This window comes from Sphingobium sp. SG1 (genome assembly GCF_057063145.1).
This window is the reverse complement of record NZ_JBVVOJ010000020.1, coordinates 17,195-40,831: the sequence shown is the minus strand read 5'-3', so window position 1 is coordinate 40,831 and position 23,637 is coordinate 17,195. Positions and strand designations below refer to the sequence as shown.

Below are 23,637 nucleotides of genomic sequence, written 5' to 3'. Positions count from 1 at the left end.
ATCACCTCTGGGTTGCCGGCACCGCCAATTTGGCAATCGCGTCGATCAGGTCGGCGACCTTGAAGGGCTTTTCGATCACCGGCACCGCATCAAACGCCTCGGGCAGATGATCGCGCCCATAGCCGCTGACGAACAGGAAGGGCATGGCCCGGTCCGCCAGGACGCGCGCAACCTGCTCCACGCCCTCACCCTGGAGATTGCCGTCAAGCAGCACCAAATCGCACTCCGCCTGATCGATCAGGGCCAGCGCATCGGCCACGGTCGCAGCCTGCCCGACGATATGGCCGCCCGCATCCTCCAGCGTCGCGGCCAGTTCGAAGGCGACCAGCGGCTCATCCTCGATCAGCAGCAGGCGGCGGCCGCCCAGATGCGCCTTGCCGTCACTGCCATTGCCGCTCGCGCCCTGTTCGCGGGGCGCCGGACGCGCCTTCTTGCGCAGGCGCGGGCTGGAGGCATAGGGCAGCGTCAGCGTCCATCCCATGCCCTCGGCGCCGTAATGGGGCTGGGCACTGCCGCCGTCGGAACGCAGGCTGCGCTCGATCAGCGCAGTGCCGAAGCCGCGACGGCTGGGCGGTTCGACCGGGGGGCCGCCGCGTTCGCGCCAATCCAGAACCAACTGGTTATTGGTCAGGCGCCATTCCAGCTCGACACGGCCGGTCGGCGCCGACAGCGCGCCATATTTATGGGCGTTGGTCACCAGTTCGTGCAGCACCAGCGCCAGGTGCAGCGCCGGTTCGGGGCGCAGGTCGACCTCCGGCCCGTTCCAATGGAAACGCTCACCGTCGATCGCGCCGATCGTCACCTGCCCCTCGATCAGATCGCCCAGCCGCGCGGCCTGCCAGGTTTCGCCGCTCAGCAGCGAATGGGCGCTGGCCAGCGCATGGATGCGACCGATGAAGGTCGGGGCGAAATCGGACGGGCCAGACGAATGGCGCAAGGTCTGGGTGGCGATCGCCTGGACCGACGCCAGCGTGTTCTTCACCCGGTGGTTGAGCTCGCCGATCAGCAGCTTCTGCGTTGCCTCCGCCCGCTTGCGTTCGGTCACGTCGAGGATCTGCAGACTGATCGAGAAGAGCCGGCCGGCGACATCGCGCAGCGCCGAGCAATAGCATTCGCAATCGAGGGTCAGTCCCTCGGCCGTATGGAAGCGCAGCAAGCGGTTGGTGCGCGGCACGGTGCCGGCGATCATCTCGTCGATCAGATCGGCAAAATCGCCGCGCTGGCTGTCGTCCAGCCATTTGAGTTCGGACGCGCCAAAGCCCGCCACCTCTGCCGCACGCCAGCCGAACAGTCGTTCCGCCCCCTTGGACCAGGCGACGACATGGCGCTGCGCGTCGATTTCCACGATCGCCAACGGGCTGTTGTCGCCATGGGCCTGGATGCGGGCCAGCGCCGCGGCATGGCTGTCACGTTCCCGCGCCAGTTCCTGCCGCTGCTGGAACAGTTCGACGAACAAGGCGACCTTGTGCCGCAAGATATGGGGGTCGACCGGCTTGAACAGATAGTCGATCGCGCCGCTTTCATAGCCGCGAAACTGGCGCCGCTCGTCGGTCGCCACGGCGGTCAGGAAGATGATCGGCACACGCCGGGTCCGTTCCGTGCCGCGCATCAGTTCGGCCAGCTCGAACCCGTCCATACCCGGCATCTGCACGTCGAGCAGCGCCAGCGCGACATCCTCCACCAGCAGCAATTCGAGCGCCTGCATGCCCGACCGCGCCTTGATAAGCGTCACGCCCTCGTCCGCCAGCAGCGCTTCGAGCGCGGTCAGATTTTCCTCGACATCGTCGACCGCCAGGATCTTGGTGGGTTCAGGCTGCATGGTCGAGCGCCTTCAGATCCTGCAGGTTGCGGCGATAGATTTTCTCGCCCTCGTCGAAATCGGCAAAGCCATCGGAATAGCGCGAGAAGCGCAGCGTTTCCTTCGAGCCCAGCCCGAGGAAGCCACCGCGGACCAGCGATTCCCCGAACAGGCCAAGCGCGCGGTCCTGCAATTCGCGATCGAAATAGATGAGCACATTACGGCTGGACACCAGCTGTACCTCCCCGAAGACCTGGTCGCTCGCCAGATTATGTTGTGCAAAGACCGCGCGGCGACGCAGCGTCTTGTCGAAGACGGCGGCGCCATAGGCGGCAGTATAATAATCGGACAGCGAGGCCTTCCCGCCCGCGAGCCGATGATTTTCGCTGAATTGCGGCAGACGATCGATCGCGTAGATGCCCGCCTCCGCCTTTTCGAGCGCGGCCGGGCTGATGTCGGTGCAGTAGAAGATCGTGCGATCCTCCAGCCCTTCCTCGCGGAACAGGATCGCGAGCGAGTAGAATTCCTCGCCATTGGCGCAGCCGGCGATCCATACCTTGAGCGAGGGATAGGTCTTGAGATGCGGCACGACCTGCTCGCGCAATGCCCGGAAATAGGCGGGATCGCGGAACATCTCGCTCACCTGGATGGTGAGGAAGCCCATCAGGTCGGCGAATACGGCGGGATCGCGCAGCAGCAGATGCTGAAGCTGGGACAGGCTGTCGCAGCCATGCTGATGCTGGGCACGGGCCAGCCGGCGATGCAGCGATCCGCGCGAATAGCCGCGAAAGTCGTAATGATAATGGCGGAAGATCGCTTCGAGCAGCAGGTCGAGCTCCAGCTCGTCCCGCGGCCCGAAATGCTCCTCCATCAGCGCGGCATCCATACACGCACCAGGCTGAGCAACTTGTCGACGTCGAGCGGCTTGGCGAGATAGTCGTTGGCACCGGCCGCCAGGCATTCCTGCTGGTCCTGCGCCATCGCCTTGGCCGTCAGCGCGATGATCGGCAGGCCCACGCCCCAGCCCTGCTTGCGGATTTCGCGCATCGCGGTCAGCCCGTCCATTTCGGGCATCATCACGTCCATCAGCACGAGATCGACCTTGGGCGCCTCGGCGCGCGCAGCCTCTTCGAGCGCGACAAGCGCCTCGCGGCCATTGCGTGCGATACGGACATGAACCCCATGGGGTTCGAAAATGCTCGTGAGGGCATAAACGTTCCGTATATCGTCCTCGACAACCAGAATATTTTTGCCTTCCAGCGCCTCGTCGCGGCTGAGCGAACGGGCGATCAGCTGCTGCTGGGGTTCTGGCAGTTCCGACACCACCTGATGCAGGAACAGCGTCACTTCATCGAGCAGCCGTTCGGGCGACTTGGCGCCCTTGACGATGATCGACTTGGAATAGCGGCGCAGGCGCAGTTCCTCCTCCGCGCCGAGGTCGCGGCCGGTGTAGACGATGACCGGCGGGAAGCCGACGCTGTCATCCGCGCTCAGCCGTTCGAGCAGGTCGAAACCGGACGCATCGGGCAGGTTGAGATCGAGCACCATGCAGTCGAAGGTCTCGCGACCCAGCATCTCGAAACATTGGGCCGCCGAATGGGCCTCCAGCGTCTCCACCTCGCGCGAGGCGAGCAGCAGCTTGATGCTCTCGGCCTGCTGGGCGTCATCCTCGACCACCAGAACCCGGCGCATGCGCTGGGCCATGCGCGCCTCCAGCCCTTCGAGCATGTTGATCAGCGCGTCACGCTTCACCGGCTTGAACAGATAGCCGATCGCGCCGCTGGCCAGCGCCGCCTGGCTGTCATCATCGACCGACACGACATGGACCGGGATGTGCCGAGTGCGCATGTCGCGCTTGATCCGGTCGAGCACCGACAGGCCGGTATGGTCGGGCAGGTTCATGTCGAGGATGACGGCATGGGGCAGATATTGCCGAGCCATCAGCGCGCCTTCGTCGGCGGTGCCGGCGATCAGGCACTGGAAGCCCTGTTCATGCGCGATGTCGCACAGGATGCGGGCGAAGACCGGATCATCCTCCACGATCAGGATCAGGCGCGAATCCCCGGACAGGGTTTCGCGATCATCCTGGGTATCGACCAGGCTGGCGATACGCGGGCGCGCGGGCGCCACCGGCTGGGGCCGCGGTGCTTCGGCCAGGCTGATCGAAGGCAGATGGCTGAGCGCGGGATCGAAGCGATCGGGCAGCAGCAGCGAGAAGGCACTGCCCTCCCCCGGCTGGCTTTCGACGCGCAGTTCGCCGCCCAGCAGCCGCGCCAATTCGCGCGAGATGGAGAGGCCAAGACCGGTGCCGCCATATTTGCGGCTGATCGTGCCATCAGCCTGGCGGAAGGGTTCGAAGATCAGCTTCTGCTGCGCTTCCGCAATGCCGACGCCGCTGTCCTGCACGGTGAAGGTCACCCGGCCATCCGCATGCCGGCCGACGGTCAGCGCGACCTCGCCCCGATCGGTAAACTTGATCGCATTGGACAGGAAATTCTTCAGCACCTGCTCGACGCGCTGCGGATCGGTTTCGATCTCGACCGGATCGGCGCCGGCGGCGAGGCGGAAGGACAGGCCCTTGGCCTGGGCCGAGGGCGCAAAGATCGCCTGCAGCTTGTCAAGCATCGGCGCGATTCGCACCGAACGCGGCTGCAATTCCAGCTTGCCCGCCTCGATCTTGGAAATGTCGAGAATGTCGTTGATCAGGGTCAGCAGATCATTGCCCGACGTCTCGATCGTCTCGGCATGGCGGACCTGATCGGCGCTGAGATTGCCGGCCCGGTTTTCCGCCAGCAGGCGTGCCATAATGAGCAGCGAGTTGAGCGGCGTGCGCAGCTCATGACTCATATTGGCGAGGAATTCGGATTTGTAGCGGCTGGCCTGATCCAGCTCGGCCGCCTGTTGCTGGAGCGACAGCTGGGCGCGGGCGAGATCGTCGCGCTGCGCCTGCATGTGGCGGGCCTGCTCCTCCAGCTGGACATTGGTCTGTTCCAGCTCGCTCTGCTGCGCCTCCAGACGGGAGGCGGAGTCCTGAAGCTGGCGGCTCTGGGTTTCCAGCTCGTCATTATTGGCGCGCAGTTCCTCGCCCTGGGCCTGCAATTCCTCGGCCTGACGCTGGGTTTCCTCCAGCGCGTCCTGCAACCGGGCGCGGAAACGGGCCGAACGCAGTGCGATGCCCATGCCGGCGCTCGCTTCCTCCAGCAGTTCGAGCACGCGGTCATCTACCGGATCGAAGGCGCCCAGTTCGAGCACCGCATTGACGACGCCGTCGGTCACGGTCGGTACGATCAGCAGATGGCGGGGACGATCGCGACCAAAGGCCGAGCCGATCGTCAGATAATGATCGGGCACGTCATGCAGCAGCTGCGCCCGCCCTTCGGCCGCGACCTGGCCGAGCAGGCCTTCCTTGGCGACGAAGCGCTGCGGCATGTCGGCATCGGCCGGCACGCCGAGCGTTGCGACACGATTGAACTGGCCTTCCTCCCCCTTGAACAGCGCGCCGCCCTGGAAGCCGAGATAGCGCGCGAGGAAGGCGAGGATCGCCTCCCCCAACTGCTCGACGCTCTGGTCGCCACGCATGGCGTCGGACAGGCCCAGATGCCCCGCCTGCAACCAGGCCTGGCGCGCGCGCGCCTTGCTGTTGCGGCGCACCAGCAGATAGACGGCGATGGTCAGCACCACGCCCAGAAGGCCGGTGACGAGGCCCGACATGATCGCGGTCTGCGAGGCCGATGCCATGTCGGCGAGGCGGATTTCCCGCAATCGCAATTCCTCACGCGCCATGGTGTCGAGCTGGGCCCGGACGGCGTCCATTTCCTGCTTGCCGCGGCCGGTGGTGACGATCGTCAGCGCCTGGATGATGCTCTGGTTGCGCCGCGCCTCGATCGTTTCCCTGAGTTCGGCAAACTTGGCATCGACATGACGCCGCAGGCGGGCGAGATTATTCTGCTGGGTCGGGTTGTCGCGGGTCAACCTGGCCAACGCATCGAGCCGGCCGGGCATGGTCGCCACCGCATTCTCATAGGGCTCCAGATAGCCGCGATCACTGGTCAGCAGATAGCCGCGCTGGCCAGTCTCGGCATCCTGCGCGGTCGAAAGCAGTTCATCGAGCGCGATCAACACATTATGGGTATGGCGGATCGCCCGGTCGCTCTCCCCCAGGCCCTGGATATTGAGATAGGCGATGGCGCCGCTTACCAGGAAGAAGGCAATTCCGAGGAACAGGCCCAGCGCCGCCCATGCATCCGTGCGCCCACTGACGGAGCCAAATTTCGCCTTGCCCATTATCATCCTGTTGTCGTTGCCGTGACGGAGGTGCCGACTAAGGGGCATTTCCGCACGAAAGCAAGCGCCACCTTGCGCCGGAGCGCCAGGGCTGATCGAGATCAACCTATTGATGCGCCAGATCGCATCCCGAGCGCCCGCGACCATTGCGCACAGGCTGTGCCATTGCCATCATCGCGCGACACGGAGTGGCGGGAGGCCGGCGATGGAAACGATCGGGCGCGATCTGCGGGAGATGCAGCGTGTGCCGCTGACGGCCGAACATGTCGCGGCGCTGCGCGCCGAAGGCAGCGAGGCCATCTATCCCGCAGGCACCTATATCGTCCGGCCCGGCGACCCGGTCGACCGCTTCATCTATGTCGAGGATGGCGAGATCGAGGTGGTCAACCCGTTCGGCGAGGAGCGGCATGTCCCCTCCACCATCGGGCCGACCCAGTTCATGGGCGAGATTTCCTTCCTGGGCGGCGGCAGCTGGTCGATCCCGATGCGTGCGGTGCGCGATACCCGCGTGCTGGAAGTGCCGCGCCCGGCGATGCTGCGCCTGATGGCGGCGATCCCGGAAATGTCGGACATCATCATCACCGTTCTGGCGGCGCGGCGCCGGCGGCAGCTCGACATGGGCGACAGCACCCTGGTGCTGATCGGCGAGGATGAGGATCGGGCGGTGCGCTGCATCGCCGAATTCGCCAGCCGCAACCGCCTGCCCTACACATCCCACGCGCTAGGCAGCGACGATGCCCGGCGGGTCGCTGCCAGTTGCGGGGCGCAGGCGGACCAGCCTGCCGTGATCTTCGGTCGCGACAATGTCGTTGCCGATCCCACGCCCGAGAAGGTCGCCCGGCTGTTCGGCCTCGATCGCGGCTTTACCGAGAATGAGACGGTCGACCTGCTGATCGTGGGCGGCGGACCAGCCGGCGTGGCGGCCGCTGTCTACGCCGGGGCTGAAGGGCTCAACGCCCTGGTGGTGGAGGATATCGCGATCGGCGGTCAGGCCGGCACGTCGAGCCGGATCGAAAATTATATGGGCTTTCCCACCGGGATTTCGGGCGCCGACCTGGTCTGGCGCGGCGAGGTGCAGGCGATGAAGTTCGGCACCCGCTTCCTGATGCCGCGCCGGGTGACGGCGCTGGAGGAAACCGGCGACGGCCATTATTGCGGCGTCTTCGACAATGGCCAGCGCATCTGCGCCCGCGCAGTGCTGGTCGCGACCGGCGTCGAATATCGCCGCCTGCCGATCGACCGGCTCGCCGAGCTGGAGGGGGCCGGCATCTATTATGCCGCGACCGAGAATGAGGCGCGCTATTGCCGCCAGGCCGAAGCCGTGGTGGTCGGCGGCGGCAACAGCGCCGGCCAGGCGGCGATGTTCCTCAGCCGCAGCGCGCGCCATGTCCATCTGCTGGTGCGCGGGCCTTCGCTCGCCTTGTCGATGTCCAGTTACCTGTCCAGCCGGCTGGAGGCCGACCCGGCGATCACCATCCATTATGACACCGAAATTGACAGTTTGCATGGCGATGTGCAGCTCGACGCGGTAACCATCCGTCACGCCGATGGCAGCGCGCGCGAGATCGCCTGCTGCGCCCTGTTCATCATGGTCGGCGCGGCGCCCAATACCGGCTGGCTGTCGGGACTGGTGGCGCTCGACGACAAGGGGTTCGTGCTGACCGGCGATGCGGTCGATGCCCCCTCCCCCTATGAAACCTCCCGCGCCGGCATCTTCGCGGTCGGCGACGTGCGCGCCGGATCGGTGAAGCGCGTCGCTTCTGCCGTGGGCGAAGGATCGGTCGTGATCTCGCGCATCTGGAGTCATGTGAATGACGGGTCGATCAGGCCGCCCGCTGCAGCTTCTCCCGCAGCGTCACCAGCGACTGGTTGAGCGCGGCGATTTCCTCGATCGAGATGCCGACGGCCTCCATCAGTTCGGCGGGGACGCAGGTTGATACGTCCTGCGCCACCGACTGCCCCTGCTGCGTCAGGCGCACCCGCACCACCCGTTCGTCGGCCGTGTCGCGCTGGCGGGTGACGAAGCCCGCCGCCTCCAGCCGCTTGATCAGCGGGGTCAGCGTGTTGGATTCGAGGAAGAGCTGACCGCCCAGTTCGCCGACCGTCTGGTCATCGCGCCGGGCCAGCGCCACCATCACCAGATATTGGGGATAGGTGAGGCCGTAGCGATCGAGCAGCGGCTTGTAGAGCCGGTTGAAGGCAAGCCCGGTCGAATAGACGCCGAAGCAGAGAAAATCATCGAGCGCGCCGCGCGCGGTATCTTGGGCAGTCATGGCGGGGGTGTTCATGGCGATACTCCTTGCCCCGAAATATAAATCGCACGCGATATGATCGCAAGGGTTGACGACTCACGTCGGCAGGCACATATAGATCGCACGCGATTTAATCGCAGATGATTAAACGAAAGGACCGATCGATGAGCAGCAAGATCCTCTATTCCACCAGCGCCACCGCAACCGGCGGCCGCGACGGCAAGGCCGCAACCACCGATGGCAGCTTCGCGGTGACGCTGGGCACGCCCAAGGAACTGGGCGGCAATGGCCAGGGCAATAATCCCGAACAGCTGTTCGCGTCGGGCTATGCCGCCTGCTTCCTGGGCGCGATGAAGTTCGCCGCCAGCCAGAACAAGGATCTGCCCCGCGTGCCCGCCGACGCCAGCGTCACCGCGACGGTCGGCATCGGCCCGCGCAGCGACAAGGGCTTTGGCCTGGACGTCGCGCTGGAAATCAGCCTGCCGGGCGTCGACAAGGCCGCTGCCGAGGCGCTGGTCGCCGAAGCGGACACGATCTGCCCCTATTCGCACGCCACGCGCGGCAATATCGAGGTGCGCCTGAGCGTCGCCTGACGCACGATATTATCGACAAAGAAAAAGGGCGGCCCGTGCAGGCCGCCCTTTTCATTATCAGCCGATCATCATCAGGCTGGCATTGCCGCCCGCGGCGGTCGTGTTGATGGAGGTCGACACCTCCTCCAGCAGCCAGTCGAGATGCCAGGCGCGCTCGTCGCCCGGCGCGGCGGCATGGACGGTGACAATCGGCCCATCCAGTTCGGCCACCGCCTGGGTAGCGGCGAGGATCTGGTCGGCGTCCCCCTCCACCAGCATCGCGGCAAAGGGCGCGTCGGGCTGGGCGAGGAAATGAGCGGCAACGCTGGCCGGCAGGCCCTGTGGCAGCGGCGCGCCCTCGATCACCGCGCGATTGCCGGTCGCCAGCACGGCGGCCATCTGGGCCAGCAGGCCACGCCGCGTGCCCGGACGCAGCAGCAGCAGGCCACGCGGATGCAGCGCATAGAGGTTCATCTCACCGACCGGGCCAGGCAGCGCCAGTTCGACGCCGAGCGCCGACGCATCGCCATAATGGCGCGCGACCGCCGCCGCCTCATGATCGTCCTGCGCTTCCAGCCAGCTGACGAAATCATGGATCGGCGAGGCGAGATAGCCGACCCGCTCGGCAAAGACCGGCGCGGTGCGGGTCAGGCGGCCGAGATAGAGCGGTCCGCCCGCCTTGGGTCCGGTGCCCGACAGGCCGCGCCCGCCGAACGGCTGAACCCCGACGATCGCGCCGATGACGTTGCGGTTCACATAGATATTGCCGGCCTTCACCCGCGCGGTGACGCGTGCCACCGTCTCGTCGAGGCGGGTGTGCAGGCCGAAGGTCAGGCCATAGCCGGTGGCGTTGATCGCATCGACCAGCGCATCCATCCGCTCGCGACGGAAACGGATGACGTGCAGCACCGGGCCGAATATCTCGCGGGTGAGGTCCGCGATGCTGTCCAGTTCGATGATGGTCGGCGCGACGAAGGTGCCGTGCGCCGCCTCTTCGGGCAGTTCCTGCTGCTCGACCTTCCGGCCGAGCGCGCGCATCGCGGCGATATGCTGTTCGATGCCCGCCTTCGCCTCGGCCGTGATGACCGGGCCGGTGTCGACCGCGAGCCGATCGGTGCGGCCGATGCGCAATTCCCTGAGCGCGCCCTTCAGCATGGTGAGGGTGCGGTCGGCGACATCCTCCTGCAGGCACAATATGCGCAGCGCCGAGCAGCGCTGGCCGGCGCTGTCGAAGGCGGAGGCGATGACGTCGGCCACCACCTGTTCCGCCAGCGCCGAACTGTCGACGATCATCGCATTCTGGCCGCCGGTTTCGGCGATCAGCGAGATCGGCTTGCCGGCGGGCGACAGGCGGGTGGCAAGCTGGCGCTGGATCAGCCGGGCGACTTCGGTCGAGCCGGTGAACATGACGCCCGCCGCTTCCGGCGCCGCGACCAGCGCAGCGCCGATCCGGCCGTCGCCGGGCAGCAATTGCAGCGCGTCGCCGGGCACGCCGGCTTCATGCAGCAAGCGCACGGCTTCGGCCGCGATCAGCGGGGTTTCCTCGGCAGGCTTGGCCAGCACCGGATTGCCGGCGACCAGTGCGGCCGCAACCTGCCCGGTGAAGATGGCGAGCGGGAAGTTCCAGGGGCTGATGCAGACAATCGGCCCCAGCGGCGCCTGGTCCGGGCCGAAGGTGCCGCGCGCCTGCGCCGCATAATAGCGCAGGAAGTCGATCGCCTCGCGCACTTCGGCGATGGCGTTGGGCAGCGACTTGCCGGCTTCGCGCATGATGAGGCCGAGCAGCACCGACATCCGGTCCTGCATCGCGTCGGCCGCCCGCTCCAGCAGGACGGCGCGATCGGCGACGGCCGTGTTGGGCCAGCAGGCGTTGGCGGCGCGGATCGCGGCGGCGCGGGCGTGGTCGGCACTCGCTTCCCAGACGGTGCCGACGATGTCGCGATGGTCGGCGGGATTGCAGACCGGGCGCGCTTCCCCTTCCCCGCCCTCGGGCGCGGCGGTCCAGGCGATGGTGGCGCTATGCTGCAGCGCCTGCGTCAGCGTGGCGAGCGCGCCCTCGTCGCTGAGGTCGATGCCATCGGAATTGCGGCGATCGGGATAGAGGCCGGCGGGCGCGGCGATCTGGTCATGCCGGGCGCCGGGATGCGGCATGGCGCGAACGATCTCGACCGGGTCGGCGATCATCTCCTCGATGGAGACATCCGGATCGGCGATGCGGTTGACGAAGCTGCTGTTCGCGCCATTTTCCAGCAGGCGGCGGACGAGATAGGCGAGCAAGGTCTCATGCGTGCCGACCGGGGCATAGATGCGGCACGGACGGTCCAGCTTGTCCTTGCCGACGACCTGTTCATAGAGCGGCTCGCCCATGCCGTGCAGGCACTGGAACTCATATTTGCCGATCGCGAAGTCCGGCCCGGCCATCTGGTAGATGGTGGCGAGCGTCTGGGCATTATGGGTCGCGAATTGCGGGAAGACGGCATCGGGTGCGGCCAGCAGCTTCCTGGCGCAAGCGACATAGGCGACGTCGGTATGAACCTTGCGGGTATAGACCGGGAAATCGGCGAGGCCATCGACCTGCGCGCGCTTGATCTCCGCATCCCAATAGGCGCCCTTGACCAGGCGCACCATCATCCGGCGATCGGCGCGACGGGCGAGATCGATGATCCAGTCGATGACGAAGGGGCAGCGCTTGCCATAGCCCTGGACAACGAAGCCAAGGCCATCCCAGCCGGCAAGGTCGGGATCGAGCGCCAGGCTTTCGAGCAGGTCGAGGGAGAGTTCGAGCCGGTCCGCCTCCTCCGCATCGATGTTGAGGCCGATGTCGTAGCGCTTCGACAGCAGCGCAAGCTGCTTCACCGCCGGCAGCAATTCGCCCATCACCCGGTCGGCCTGCGCGCGGACATAGCGCGGGTGGAGCGCCGACAGCTTGATCGAGATGCCCGGGCCGGCATAGATGCCGCGACCGGCCGACGCCTTGCCGATGGCGTGGATCGCCTTTTCATAATCGGCATAATAGCGCGCGGCGTCGGCGGCGGTGGTCGCCGCCTCGCCCAACATGTCATAGCTATAGGCGAAGCCCTTGGCCTCCAGTTCCTTGGCGCGCTTGACCGCTTCCTTGATCGTCTCGCCGGTGACGAACTGTTCGCCCATCATCCGCATGGCAAGGTCGACGCCGCGCCGGATCACCGGCTCGCCGGCGCGGGCGACCAGACGGGCGAGCGCCGCCGCCAGACCACGATCATCGACGCTGCCAACCAGCTTGCCGGTGACGACCAGGCCCCAGGTCGCGGCGTTGACGAACAAAGACTTGCCGCCGCCCAGATGCGAACTCCAGTCGCCATCGGCGATCTTGTCGCGAATGAGGGCGTCGCGCGTGTCATTGTCGGGAATGCGCAGCAGCGCTTCGGCAAGGCACATCAGCGCCACGCCCTCCTGACTGGAGAGCGAATATTCCTGGACCAGCCCCTCGACCCCGGTGCCCTTGTGATTGGCGCGCAGGGTGGTGACCAGATGGCGCGCCGTGTCCGCCACGGCGGCGCGGGTGGCGTCGGGCAAGGTCGCCGCGTCGAGCAGCGGGGCAAGGCATTCAGCCTCGTCGCGGCGATAGGCGGCGGTGATCGCCCGGCGCAGCGGCGACTGGTCGCGGATGGCGGGGGCGAAGGCGGCAAAGGGATGCTGGTCGGTCATGCGACCAGAATATCCGATCGGCGCATTTCATTCCGTCTTATGAATGCCCCGATAAATGTCAAAGTGACTTATTAATGGCAGCATGATAGGCAAATTGCATGAGCAACAAGCCCGCTATGGTCGAAATGGATGAGTTCGACCGGCGTATCATCGCCGCGCTGGTCGAGGATGGCCGCACGACCGTGACCGATCTGGCCGCCAGCGTTGGCCTGTCCAAGACGCCCTGCCAGGTGCGGTTGAAGCGGTTGCAGGAGAGTGGCGTCATTCGCGGCTTTCGCGCGATCGTCGATCCGGCCAAGCTGGGGATGGACCATGTCGCCTTTACCGAGGTGAAGCTGAGCGACACGCGAGAGAGCGCGCTGCGCGAGTTCAATGCGGCGGTAAGGCGCATCCCGGAGGTCGAGGAATGCCATATGCTGGCGAGCAATTTCGACTATCTGCTCAAGGTCCGCACGTCCGACATTCGCCGCTATCGCATGGTGCTGGGCGAGAAGATTTCCGCCCTGCCCCATGTCGCCAGCACATCGACCTTCGTGGCAATGGAGACGGTGCTGGAATCGGGCAGCAAGCGGCCGCGCCGTTAACGCGGGACCGAAGGCCCTTCTACCCGGATGCCGCGCCGCTGAAGCTCGGCCCGCGCCGCCTTCTGATGCGGGGTCAGGCGATGATAGTCGGTGGTCGAACGCCAGATGTCGAGCACATCCTGATCGCTGCGGATCGCGACGTCAGCCTCTGCATTGGCATAGTCCTGCAGACGATATTTCCTCGGCGCTTTTTCGATCACCCGTCATCCCTTTCGCGGGAAACGTAGCGGATTTTACGTAAAATCCGCGTGATCGGGATCACGCGGTTAATGCATGTTAATCGAACAGGGCCAGCGGCACGGCGTCACCCATGGCGCGATAGCCGGCCGGATTGGGATGGAGGGCATCGCCGCCATCATAAGCAGGCCGCAGCCGGTCGGGGCGCGCGGGATCGCGGGTGGCGCGGTCGAAATCGACCAGCCCGTCGAAATGGCCCGGCGCGCGTATCCAGGCATTGACCGCCTGCCGGTCCGCCTCATTCTGGGCATCGGCATGATAATAGGCATTGCCGACGAAGGGCATGATGGTGGCGCCGATCACCTTGATCCCGCGCGCATGGGCGCGGGCGATGATCTGGCGATAGGCGCCGATGATGCGGGCGACATGGGCCTTGTGATCCGCGACACTGACCGGGGCGTCGCGAGTCAGCGTGCCAAGATCATTGACCCCTTCCAGCAAGACCAGATGGGTGACGCCGGGCTGGGCCAGCACATCGCGGTCGAGCCGGGCCAGCGCATTGGGGCCAAGCCCGTCGTTCAGCAGCCGGTTGCCGCCGATCCCCTGATTGACGATGGCGATGTCGCGGCGCTTGGGGTCCGCCTGCAACCGCTGGGCGAGCCGGTCGGTCCAGCGATCATTGCCGTTGGTGGTCGATCCCTTGCCATCGGTGATGGAGTCGCCCAGCGCCACGACCAGCCGTGCGGGCGCGCAGCGCTCGACCTCCAGCGCGGCTAGATTGAACCAATGATCGAACGAGGCGGCGCCCGCCATCGCCGTGTCGGTCAGATGATCGCCGGGCAGATGCCAGGAAGTGGCGCGCGAGCCGGGATGCGAAGTCTGTTCCGGTTCGCCCTGATAGCGGATGGTGATGGCGATATTGTCGAGCGCGGCGACCGGCAGCGACACCGGGTCGGAGAGATAGTCGGCGCCGGCCGGTACGATCAGATCCGGGCTGCCATCGAAACGCAGCGAAATGAGCGTGCCGGGATCGATCGCCGGCGATGTGCTGGCGGGGGCACGGGCGATGCTGACGCCGGCGATATGGAGCGGCGAGGTGCCGGCGAGGTTGGAGATGCGTACCCGCAGCCGGTCCCCGGCGATCGAGGGACGGACGATCTGGCGCAGCGACTGGTCCTTGAGCGTGCCGGCCGGCAGTGCCGCGTCGCCGGTCGGGCGGAATTGCGAGGAGGCCCAGCCCGACACCCAGGTCGGCGTGCAGGTCTTTGCCATGGCGGGCTGGGCCAGCAGCATTGCCAGCGGCAGGCTGGCGAGCAAGGGGCGGATCATCGGCTTCCTTTCGGTCGGGGATGGCGGGCGGCGCGTCCCCAAAATGGGCATATGAGGATCACGGTATCGAAGTTCACAGTGTCGTGCGGCAGGCGTTGACGCATTTCCGCGCCTTTCCGGGCCGGCCGCGACCTGCGACGCGCCGGTGACGCGACACCCGGGTCATGGCCACGCGCCAGTGACGCGCCCATGAGGCGACAGGGACGCGACGATCGGGTCACGACAAGGTCATGGCAAAGGGATCAGCGAGGACGGGTTCATGGCCAAGGGTAGACCAAATATCCTCCAACATTGGAAGGCCCTGCCCTACGCCGAACCGCGCTCCCAACGACTCCCAAGAAAAAGGGCCGGCGTTGCCGCCGGCCCTGTCAGTGCATCCCTGGGGGAGGATCAGAAGTTGGCCCGGATACCGGCCAGCACGGTGCGGCCGGGATAATAGACCGAATAGGCCGCGTTCGAATATTCGAAGGTGGTGCGGATCGGCTCGTCGGTGATGTTCAGCACATCGAGCGTCAGGCGCAGCGCCTTGTTGAAGAAGGGCAGCTGATAGCCGGCCGACATGTCGAGCTGGCCACGGGCGTCGGACTTGAGGTCGGCGCCGTTGATGCCGTTCTGCGGACCGTTCACGGCGATCGCCTCGTCATTCCAGACATAGTTCACGCTGACCGACAGACCGCCATTTTCATAGAAGCCCTGCAGGTTGTAGCTCCAGGGCGACACGCCGGTCGCGACCAGGCCCGAGGAGGAGGACTGCTTGAGATAGGTGCCGTTGGCCGAGAAGCCGAGGCCCTTTACCAGGAAGTCGAGCGGCTGCACCCAGGTCGCTTCGATACCCTTGATCTTGAGATCGCGCAGGTTGACCGGGCGGTTCACGGTGATCGGCAGCTGAGCGACCGGGATGCCGGTCTGGAGCGACCGGTCGTTGAGGGCGTTCTGCTGCGTCGAGATCAGGCTGTCGAACGGAATGTTGAGCGACCCGAAGGCAACCTGTTCGGAGGTGGTGACGGTGAAGCCCTGGATATTCTTCATGAACAGCGACACGCCGACATAGCCGATGCCGCCGGTGTAGATTTCGCCGCCCAGGTCATAATTGTCCGAGGTGTAGGGCTTGAGGTTCGGGTTGCCCGCCGTGGCGGTCAGCGCCGAAGGATCGGAGAAGGTGATGCCCGGCAGGATCGCGCCGGCATCCGGGCGGGTCATCGTCCGCGAGGCCGACGCACGCAGCTTCACATTGTCGGCGACATCATAGGTCAGGTTGATCGACGGCAGGAAATTTTCGTAGGTCGAGGACGAGGTGATGTCGACGATCGCCGTGCCGACCTGGCTCGGCCCGACGACCAGCTGGTCGGTGTGGGCGTAGCGCATGCCGGTGTTGATGTGCAGGTCGCGGCCGGCAATGGTCGTGACGCCGTTCAGTTCGAAATAGGCACCCCAGACCTTTTCATCCATGTCGCCGGTCGCACCGCCAGTGACGGCACCGCGTGCTTCGGGCGCGCTGTCGCGATAGCTGGCATAGTTGGTGGCCTGCTTGAGCGCATCGAAGTCCGGCACGATGAAGCCGGCGGTCGAGGAGCTGCGCAGATACTGAGCGATGGCGCTGGTCGGCACGGTGCCGGTGGCGCCGGTGCAGCCAGTGCCGCAGACCGACAGCTGATAGGCGGTGCTGTTGTCATAGGCGCGGATCGAACGGGTCGCCTGATCATAGGCGCCGCCGACCTTCACGTTGAACATGTCATCGCCATAGGTCACGTCGAGATGCGCGCCCTTGGTCTCGGTCTTGCGACGGACCAGCTGGATATTCTGGCGATACCATTGCCAGCTGCCGTTGTTCGGATCGTTGAGGTCGAGATTGCTGGTGATCGACGGATAGTCGCCACCGGTATTGTCATAATAGGTTTCGACGCCCGACTGCGGCGTGGTCTGGAACGCCCAGGTCGGCTGTTCGCGGAAGAAGCGGCTCTTCGACCAGTTGGCGCTGAGGTCGACCTTCAGATCCTCGGTCGGCTGCCAGCTGACGCTCGGGTTGACGTTCCAGAATTTGGTCGTCTGCTTGAACAGGCTGGCTTCGAGGAAATAGGAGGAGTTGGCGAAGGTGCCGCTCGTGACGACGCCATTGTCATCGACGGTCAGGTCGATCGGCACCATGCCGCCGGTCGACTGGGCACTGGTGCCCGGCCCCGAGTTGCGGACCTGCCAGTTCATGTTGACCTTGCTGTAATCGCGCTTGGATTTGGCCCAGATGCCGTCCAGGGCGAAATGCAGCTCGTCCGACGGGCGCCATTCGAGCGAGGCCAGCGCCGAGATGCGCGAGCGATCGCCTTCGGTCAGGCTCTTGCGGCCAAGACGCGGGATCAGTGCGGTGCTGAGCTGGTCGCGGGTGAGGCCCGACGTGGCGACGACATCGACCGGCTGGCCGGCGACCAGGCCATGGCCGGTATTGTTGGGAACGACCGAGGCCCAGGAGAAATTATTGCCGCCGGCGTCGCCGGTGCCGAGATTACCGTCGGTCCAGCCGACCGATTCAAAGCCATCGACGCGGGTCTTGGTCTTCACGCCGGCAACGCCGACGAGGATGCCGAACGTGTCGGTGGTGTGGCTGGCGACGATCGCGCCGCGCGGGCTGAACTTGTCGTTATTGTCGGTATATTGGCCCTGCGCCACGACGGTGACATGGGTGCCTTCCTTGTCGAAGGGACGGGCATTGCGCAGGTTGACGGTGCCGGCGATGCCGCCTTCGAGCGTCGAGGGCGACGGGCTCTTGGCGAGGTCGAGGCGGGTGAAGAGTTCCGACGGGAAGAAGTCGAGATCGACTTCGCGGTTGGCGCTGCCGCCGTTGGTGCCGCCATCCGATGCGACCTGAAGCTGCGAACCGTTGAGCAGCACGCGAGTGAAGCTGGGGCCAAGGCCGCGGATCGCGACCTGGGTGCCTTCACCGTTGATGTCGCGGTTGAGGCGCACGCCGGGCATGCGGTTCAGCGTTTCAGCGAGGTTGGTGGCGGGCAGCTTGCCGATATCTTCCGCGAAGATCGAGTCGCCAAACGCAACCGCATTCTTCTTGGCGTTGGTGGCGCTTTCCAGCGAGGCGCGGATACCGGTGACGACGATGTCGGCGGTTTCGCTGTCCTGCGGCGCGGCGGCGGTTTCGGCCGGTGCAGCGGCATCCTGCGCAGCGGCGGCCTGGGCCAGGCCCAGCGCACCGAAGGCGGATGCGGCGAACAGGGCCGCACGGATATTATGATGGCGTGAAACGTTCATACAACCTCTCCCCGAGCGCTGCCCCCGACTATCCGGTGGGCGTATCTGGTAGCGCTATCAGATGCAGACCAATAAAGTGCCCGTCCCAATTGTCAAGATATGGGACGGACGAAAATGGTAACGTTATTAATTTTCAGCGGACTGTGGCATTTGTGCTGACGACGGCCTGCGCCGCGGTCAGGCCCGGTGCGCTGGCGCGGACGGTTACCCGCCCCTTCTCGCCCGGCTTGGCCTTCACGATCACTAGCGCCAAGCCGTTGAAAGCCTTGCGATCATGCGACGGAAAGGCGGTCAGATCGGTCGGGTCGCCATTGTCGGTGGCGACAATCTCGCCCGGTCCCTCGATCGAGAAGCTTATGTCCTGCTTGGCGGCGGGGACGACATTGCCGTCGTTGTCGAGGATCTTGAGCGTGACGAAACTGAGGTCACGACCGTCATCGGCGATGGCGGAGCGATCGGCGGTCAGCGACAGTTTCGCCGCCTCGCCCACGGTGCGGATCGTCTCGGTCGCCCAGGGATGGCCCTTCTTCCAGGTGACGACCTTCACCTCGCCCGGTTCATAGACGACATAGTCCCAGCGGAAGCGATATTCATAATCGCGCTTCTTGACCTTGCCCTGCGACTTGCCGTTGACGAACAGCTCCGCCTCGTCGGCCGAGGAGAAGACATGGACCGGGGTGATCTGGCCGGCGCGGTCAGGCCAGGTCCAGTGCGGCAGGATATGCGCGAATTTGAGGTCGGGCCGCCAGCGCGCCTGGTAGAGCCAGAAGCGGTCCTTGGGGAAACCGGCGAGATCGAGGATGCCGGAATAGGAACTGCGCGACGTGTAATAGGGGGTCGGTTCGCCCAGATAGTCGAAACCGGTCCAGACGAACTCGCCCGCGACATAGGGATTCTGGTCATCGGCGGCCCAGACCCGGTCGGGCGAGGAGCCGAAATCGGCGGCGTGCATCTCATAGGCGGAAACCTGATGCGTGTCGGGATTGCCGCCGGACCAGGGACGGACCGGGCCGCTGATCGCGCCGGCGACCGGGAACATATATTCGCCGCGGCTGGAAAGGGCCGAGGCGCTTTCGGTGGACAGGATGAGCTTGTCCGGGAATTTCGCGCGGAAGGCGGGATATTGGCCAACGATGCCGCGAATGCCGGCGCCCTGATAATTGAGGCTGATGACGTCCACGGTGGTCGGCAGCAGCATGTCCGCCTTGGCATAGTTCATCGCGCTGGTGGCGGGACGGGTCGGGTCTTCCTGATGGGCGATGGCGACCAGTTCGCGGCCGATTTTCGCCCCCGCCTCGCCATCATATTGTTCGCCGACCTCGTTGCCGATGCTCCAGATGATGATCGAGGGATGGTTGCGGTCGCGGCGCAGCATGGCGCGCGCATCGGCCTCATGCCAATCCGGGAAGATCAGGTGGAAGTCGTGCGGGGTCTTCTTCTTCTCCCAGCTGTCGAACACCTCGTCCATCACCAGGAAGCCCATGCGGTCGGTGAGTTCGAGCAGTTCGGGCGCGGGCGGATTATGGCTCATGCGCACGGCGTTGGTGCCCATGTCGCGCAATATTTCGAGCTGGCGCTCGGCCGCGCGGGCGTTGAAGGCGGCGCCGATCGCGCCCAGGTCATGATGATTGTTGACGCCGCGCAGCGGGATCTGCTCGCCATTGACGATCACGCCCTTGTCGGGATCGAACTTGATGTCGCGCACGCCGAAGCGGGTCTCGTAGCTGTCGATCAGCTTGCCGCCCTGGGTCACGGTGGAGACGGCGACATAGCGGTTGGGCGCTTGCGTGGGCGGCGGCCCCCAGAGGCGCGGGTTGCTGAGGATCGTGCTGCCCTTCAGCTCCGCCTTGCCATGGGGAGCAATGCTGGTGGACTGGCGGGCGATGCTGGCGACCGGGCGGCCGATGCGCTTGCCAGTCGCGTCGATCGCATAGAGGGCAGTCGCCACCTCGACCTGCGCCGGGGTGTCGCCGTCATTGTCGAGGGTGAGGCTGAGGTCCACGCTGGCCTGCGCCTTGCTGACCTGCGGCGTGCGGACGATGCTGCCCCACTGGCCGACATGGACCTTGTTGGTGGTGGTGAGATAGATGTCGCGATAGAGGCCGCCGCCCGGATACCAGCGCGCCGACGCCTGGGGATTGTCGAGGCGGATCACCAGCTGGTTCTGGCCGCCCGGCACCGCATAGGGGGTAAGGTCGAGGCGGAAGCTGTTATAGCCATAGGGCCAGCCGCCGACGAGCTTTCCATTCAACCAGACGGTGGCGTAGGACATCGCCCCTTCGACATCGAGGAAGATCGACTTGCCCTTGTCACTGGCGGGGATGGTCAGCGCCTTGCGATACCAGCCAATGCCCCAGCTGGGCAGGCGGCCCATGCCGCCATAGGGGCCGTCCTTGATGAAGGGACCGGCGATCGCCCAGTCGTGCGGCAGGTCGACATGGGTCCAGCCGCTGTCGTCAAAGCCGGGCTGGACATAGGAGACGGTGCCGCCCGGATTGCCGGCGGGACGGGTGTGATGCTTGGCGGGATCATTGATGAAGGCGTTGGCGCTGGGCAAGATCCAGGGCTTGAGCACGCGCGCGCCGCTATCGTCCACCCGCACCGCCGCGTCGGGGCGGGCATCGGCCACCTTGCCGTCGCCGGCATCCTCAATGGGCGGGCGTACATCATAGCGCAGATCCTCGGTCAGGCCGGCAGGATCGCCCTTGGTGAAGCGCCAGTCGCGACTGATCGAGACGCTGTCGCGCGGCGCAGCCAGCAGGGTGGCCGGGCTGAGCAGGCAGGAGGCGAGCAGGATGGTGCGCAGGGTCTTCATCAGGGGCTCCCGTCAGAGCTGAGCGAGCGCGGCGCGGGCACCGTCGGCTTCGAGAATCGCGAGCCAGCGGGTCAGCGCGGCGCGGAAGGCGGCGTTGCCGGCAAGGTCGGCGGGCACCACGGCGTCGAAGGCCAGGATCGCGTCGACACGGGCTTGCGTCGAGGATGCGTCGGCCAGACGGGCGGCGATGGCGGCGGCGAGCGGATCGTCGACGACATGGGCTTCGCCCCGGTCATCGACGCCGGCCTGCCAGCGGACCCAGGCGGCGACGGCGAGCGACAGGGCATCGATCCCCTGCCCTGCCGACAGCCGCGCGGCGATGGTGGCGAGCAGGCGCTGGGGCAGCTTTTGCGAGCCATCCATTGCGATCTGGCGGGTGCGATGCTGCAGGGTCGGATTGTCGAAACGCGCCATCAGCTCGCGGCGATAGGCGGCGACGTCCAGTTCGGGCGGCGGCGTCAGGGTGGTCTGCGCCTCGTCCCACATACTTTCGACGAAATGCCGGGCTTCGGGCAGCGCCAGCACTTCATGGACATGGTCGATGCCGGCGAGACCGCCGAGATAGGCGATGCCGCTATGCGCGCCGTTGAGCAGGCGCAGCTTCGCCTCCTCCCAGGGGGCGACGGCGGCAGTGACCTGGACCCCGGCGCCGAAATCCGGGCGTGGGCCGCAGAATTTGTCCTCGATCACCCATTGCAGGAAGGGTTCGGTCTTGACCATCGCCTGATCCTCCACGCCCAGCCGGGCGGCGAGCGCGGCGATGTCGGCGTCGGTGGTGGCGGGAACGATGCGGTCGACCATGGTTTCGGGGAAGGCCCCTTCCGCCGCGATCCAGTCGGCCAGCGCCGGGTCGTGCCGGGCGGCGAGCGCCAGCACAGCGTTGCGCAGGCGCGTGCCGTTGTGCGGCAGATTGTCACAACTGATCGCGGTGAAGGGCGGCAGGCCCGCGGCCCGGCGTGCGGCCAGCGCGGCGACGAGGAAGCCGGGCGCGGTCTGCGGCGCGGCGAGCGAGGCAAGGTCGGCGGCGAGCTGGGGATCGCCCTCGATCAGGGCGCCGGTCGCGGGATCGAGCTTATAGCCCTTCTCGGTCACGGTGAGGGTAACGATATGGGTGTCGGGCGCGGCGAGCGCGGCGACCAGCGCGGCCGGGTCTTCCGGCGCGACCAGTACCTCGCTCACCACACCGATGATGCGCGCCTGCTCGGCCGAACCATCGCGCACCAGCATCGTGTAGAGGCAATCCTGCGGCATCATCTGGTCGCGCACGCCGGGCGAACGCAGCGACGCGGCGATCACGCCCCAGCGCAGGTCGCCAGCGATCAGCGCATCATCGAAGATGACCGCCTGATGCGCGCGGTTGAAGGCGCCGATGCCGAGATGGACGACGCCGGGGCGGACCGCCGCGCGATCATAGCCGGGACGGACGATATCGGCGGGCAGGCCGGCGAGCGTGGCGGACGATAGACGGGTCACAGGATCAGGCAGCCTCTTGCGAGAGAGTCACGGGCGCATAGCGCGGGACGATAAGGTGCAGCACCAGCAGCGCCAGCAGATAGGCACAGGATGCGACGATGAAGATCGGCTGGAAGCTGCCGACGGTTTCCAGGATGATGCCGGCGAACTTGGCCATCAGCATGCCGCCGATCGCGCCGGCCAGCCCGCCAAGGCCGACCACCGACCCCGCCATCCAGCGCGGAAAGAGATCGCCCGGCAGCGCATAGACATTGGCCGAGAAGCCCTGATGCCCGGCGCAGGCGAGGCCGATCAGGCCGACCGCAATCCACATGCTAGGCGCCTGTGCGGCAAAGGCGATCGGCAGGGCGCAAAGCCCGGCGCAGAACATCGCCGTCTTGCGGGCGCGGTTGATGGCCATGCCCCGGCCCATCAGGCGCGACGACAGCCAGCCGCCCGCGACCGAACCGACATCGGCCAGCAGATAGACGGCGATCAGCGGCGGGCCGAAGTCCAGCATCTTCACGCCATATTGCTTGTTGAAGAAATCGGGCAGCCAGAAGAGGAAGGTCCACCAGACCGGATCGATGAGGAAGCGCGAGGTCATATAGGCCCAGGTCTGGCGATAGCGGAACAGGGTGCGCCACTTGACCGGGCGGGCCGGTTCCTGCGGGTCCGCCTCGATCCAGGCCAGTTCCTCGGCGCTCAGCCCCTTCTTCTCGCGCGGGCGACGGTAGAAGGTCAGCCAGGCGGCGAGCCAGAAGACCGTCAGCAGGCCGGTGAGGATGAAGGCCCAGCGCCAGCCCAGCGTCACGGCGATGACCGGGACAATCAGCGGCGTCAGGATCGCGCCGACATTGGAGCCGGCATTGAAGATGCCGATGGCGAAGGCGCGTTCCTTCTTGGGGAACCATTCATTGGTGGCGGCGATCGCCGCCGGGAACGTCCCCGCCTCACCGATCGCCAGCGGGATGCGGGCGAACAGCATGCCGGCGGTCGAGGTGAAGAAGATGTGCATGACATGGCCGACCGTCCACAGGCCGACCGCCAGCGCATAGCCGGCCCGCGCGCCGATCCGGTCGATCAGCCGGCCGAAGGCGACATAGGCGATGCCGTAGCCCGCCTGGAACCAGATGGCGAGATCGGCATAGCCACTCTCGCTCCAGCCATAGCGGGCCTGCAGATCGGGCTTGAGCGTCGGCAGGACGAGCCGGTCGATATAGCTCAGCACCACCGCCGCAAAGAGCAGGCCGCAGACGATCCAGCGGACCTTTCCGGACGGTTTGGGGATGGTGGTCATTGGCCACTCCGACAATGTTTCGTCATTCCCGCGAACGCGGGAATCCACCTCCGGACCTCGCGATTGGGGCTATGGCAGGAGATGGATCCCCGCTTTCGCGGGGATGACGGAGTGGAGTGGCCAAAGCAGGTC

General features: G+C 66.0%; 14 protein-coding genes. 3 read left to right on the top strand and 11 right to left on the bottom strand.

From position 1 onward, the window contains the following. Position 1: 1 nt before the first annotated feature. The 3 genes from AC0KVN_RS24265 to AC0KVN_RS24255 are packed head-to-tail and all read right to left on the bottom strand — an operon-like array spanning position 2 to position 6,082. Positions 2 to 1,819: a response regulator gene (locus AC0KVN_RS24265; RefSeq protein WP_435567739.1), complete on the bottom strand. Its 1,818-nt coding sequence runs from the start codon at positions 1,817 to 1,819 to the stop codon at positions 2 to 4. Beyond that, on the bottom strand, positions 1,809 to 2,684 hold the full coding sequence (locus tag AC0KVN_RS24260) for a CheR family methyltransferase (RefSeq protein ID WP_048937350.1): 876 nt from the start codon (positions 2,682 to 2,684) through the stop codon (positions 1,809 to 1,811). The genes AC0KVN_RS24265 and AC0KVN_RS24260 overlap by 11 nt, the downstream gene beginning before the upstream one ends. Beyond that, positions 2,669 to 6,082 carry a response regulator gene (locus tag AC0KVN_RS24255; protein WP_435567740.1) on the bottom strand — a complete coding sequence of 1,138 codons (3,414 nt, stop codon included), beginning with the start codon at positions 6,080 to 6,082 and terminating at the stop codon, positions 2,669 to 2,671. Before AC0KVN_RS24255 ends, AC0KVN_RS24260 begins: the two co-directional genes overlap by 16 nt. Positions 6,083 to 6,287: 205 nt before the next feature. Between AC0KVN_RS24255 and AC0KVN_RS24250 the strand changes: the two genes are divergently transcribed. After that, positions 6,288 to 7,955, top strand: a complete 1,668-nt coding sequence (locus AC0KVN_RS24250; protein WP_483656442.1) for an FAD-dependent oxidoreductase — start codon at positions 6,288 to 6,290, stop codon at positions 7,953 to 7,955. Here AC0KVN_RS24250 and AC0KVN_RS24245 read toward each other — a convergent pair. Further along, positions 7,906 to 8,370 (bottom strand): MarR family winged helix-turn-helix transcriptional regulator, encoded by a 465-nt coding sequence (locus AC0KVN_RS24245; protein WP_435567741.1) that lies wholly within the window; start codon positions 8,368 to 8,370, stop codon positions 7,906 to 7,908. The genes AC0KVN_RS24250 and AC0KVN_RS24245 overlap by 50 nt on opposite strands. Positions 8,371 to 8,498: 128 nt before the next feature. On the opposite strand from AC0KVN_RS24245, the gene AC0KVN_RS24240 reads away from it, so the two are divergent. Further along, positions 8,499 to 8,927 carry an organic hydroperoxide resistance protein gene (locus AC0KVN_RS24240; RefSeq protein ID WP_435567742.1) on the top strand — a complete coding sequence of 143 codons (429 nt, stop codon included), beginning with the start codon at positions 8,499 to 8,501 and terminating at the stop codon, positions 8,925 to 8,927. 57 nt (positions 8,928 to 8,984) lie between these two features. On the opposite strand, the gene putA is transcribed toward AC0KVN_RS24240, so the two are convergent. After that, positions 8,985 to 12,593, bottom strand: coding sequence for a trifunctional transcriptional regulator/proline dehydrogenase/L-glutamate gamma-semialdehyde dehydrogenase (gene putA, locus AC0KVN_RS24235; RefSeq protein WP_435567743.1), 3,609 nt, complete (start codon positions 12,591 to 12,593; stop codon positions 8,985 to 8,987). Between the two features lie 98 nt (positions 12,594 to 12,691). Between putA and AC0KVN_RS24230 the strand changes: the two genes are divergently transcribed. After that, on the top strand, positions 12,692 to 13,177 hold the full coding sequence (locus tag AC0KVN_RS24230; protein WP_435567744.1) for an Lrp/AsnC family transcriptional regulator: 486 nt from the start codon (positions 12,692 to 12,694) through the stop codon (positions 13,175 to 13,177). Here the strand turns inward: AC0KVN_RS24230 and AC0KVN_RS24225 are convergent. The 6 genes from AC0KVN_RS24225 to AC0KVN_RS24200 form a co-directional block, all read right to left on the bottom strand. Beyond that, positions 13,174 to 13,377, bottom strand: a complete 204-nt coding sequence (locus tag AC0KVN_RS24225; RefSeq protein WP_037521352.1) for a hypothetical protein — start codon at positions 13,375 to 13,377, stop codon at positions 13,174 to 13,176. The genes AC0KVN_RS24230 and AC0KVN_RS24225 overlap by 4 nt on opposite strands. Before the next feature lie 76 nt (positions 13,378 to 13,453). Beyond that, positions 13,454 to 14,683 (bottom strand): SGNH/GDSL hydrolase family protein, encoded by a 1,230-nt coding sequence (locus tag AC0KVN_RS24220; RefSeq protein WP_435567745.1) that lies wholly within the window; start codon positions 14,681 to 14,683, stop codon positions 13,454 to 13,456. Positions 14,684 to 15,073: 390 nt separating this feature from the next. Continuing rightward, complete coding sequence (locus AC0KVN_RS24215) at positions 15,074 to 17,938, bottom strand: TonB-dependent receptor (protein WP_037507560.1); 2,865 nt, start codon at positions 17,936 to 17,938, stop codon at positions 15,074 to 15,076. Positions 17,939 to 18,071: 133 nt separating this feature from the next. Continuing rightward, positions 18,072 to 20,753 carry a beta-galactosidase GalB gene (gene galB / locus AC0KVN_RS24210; RefSeq protein ID WP_435567746.1) on the bottom strand — a complete coding sequence of 894 codons (2,682 nt, stop codon included), beginning with the start codon at positions 20,751 to 20,753 and terminating at the stop codon, positions 18,072 to 18,074. A gap of 12 nt (positions 20,754 to 20,765) precedes the next feature. Next, on the bottom strand, positions 20,766 to 22,226 hold the full coding sequence (locus AC0KVN_RS24205; RefSeq protein WP_435567747.1) for a mannitol dehydrogenase family protein: 1,461 nt from the start codon (positions 22,224 to 22,226) through the stop codon (positions 20,766 to 20,768). Between the two features lie 4 nt (positions 22,227 to 22,230). After that, entirely contained in the window at positions 22,231 to 23,505 is a 1,275-nt protein-coding gene (locus AC0KVN_RS24200) for an MFS transporter (protein WP_125998286.1), read from the bottom strand. Between the last annotated feature and the right edge of the window lie 132 nt (positions 23,506 to 23,637).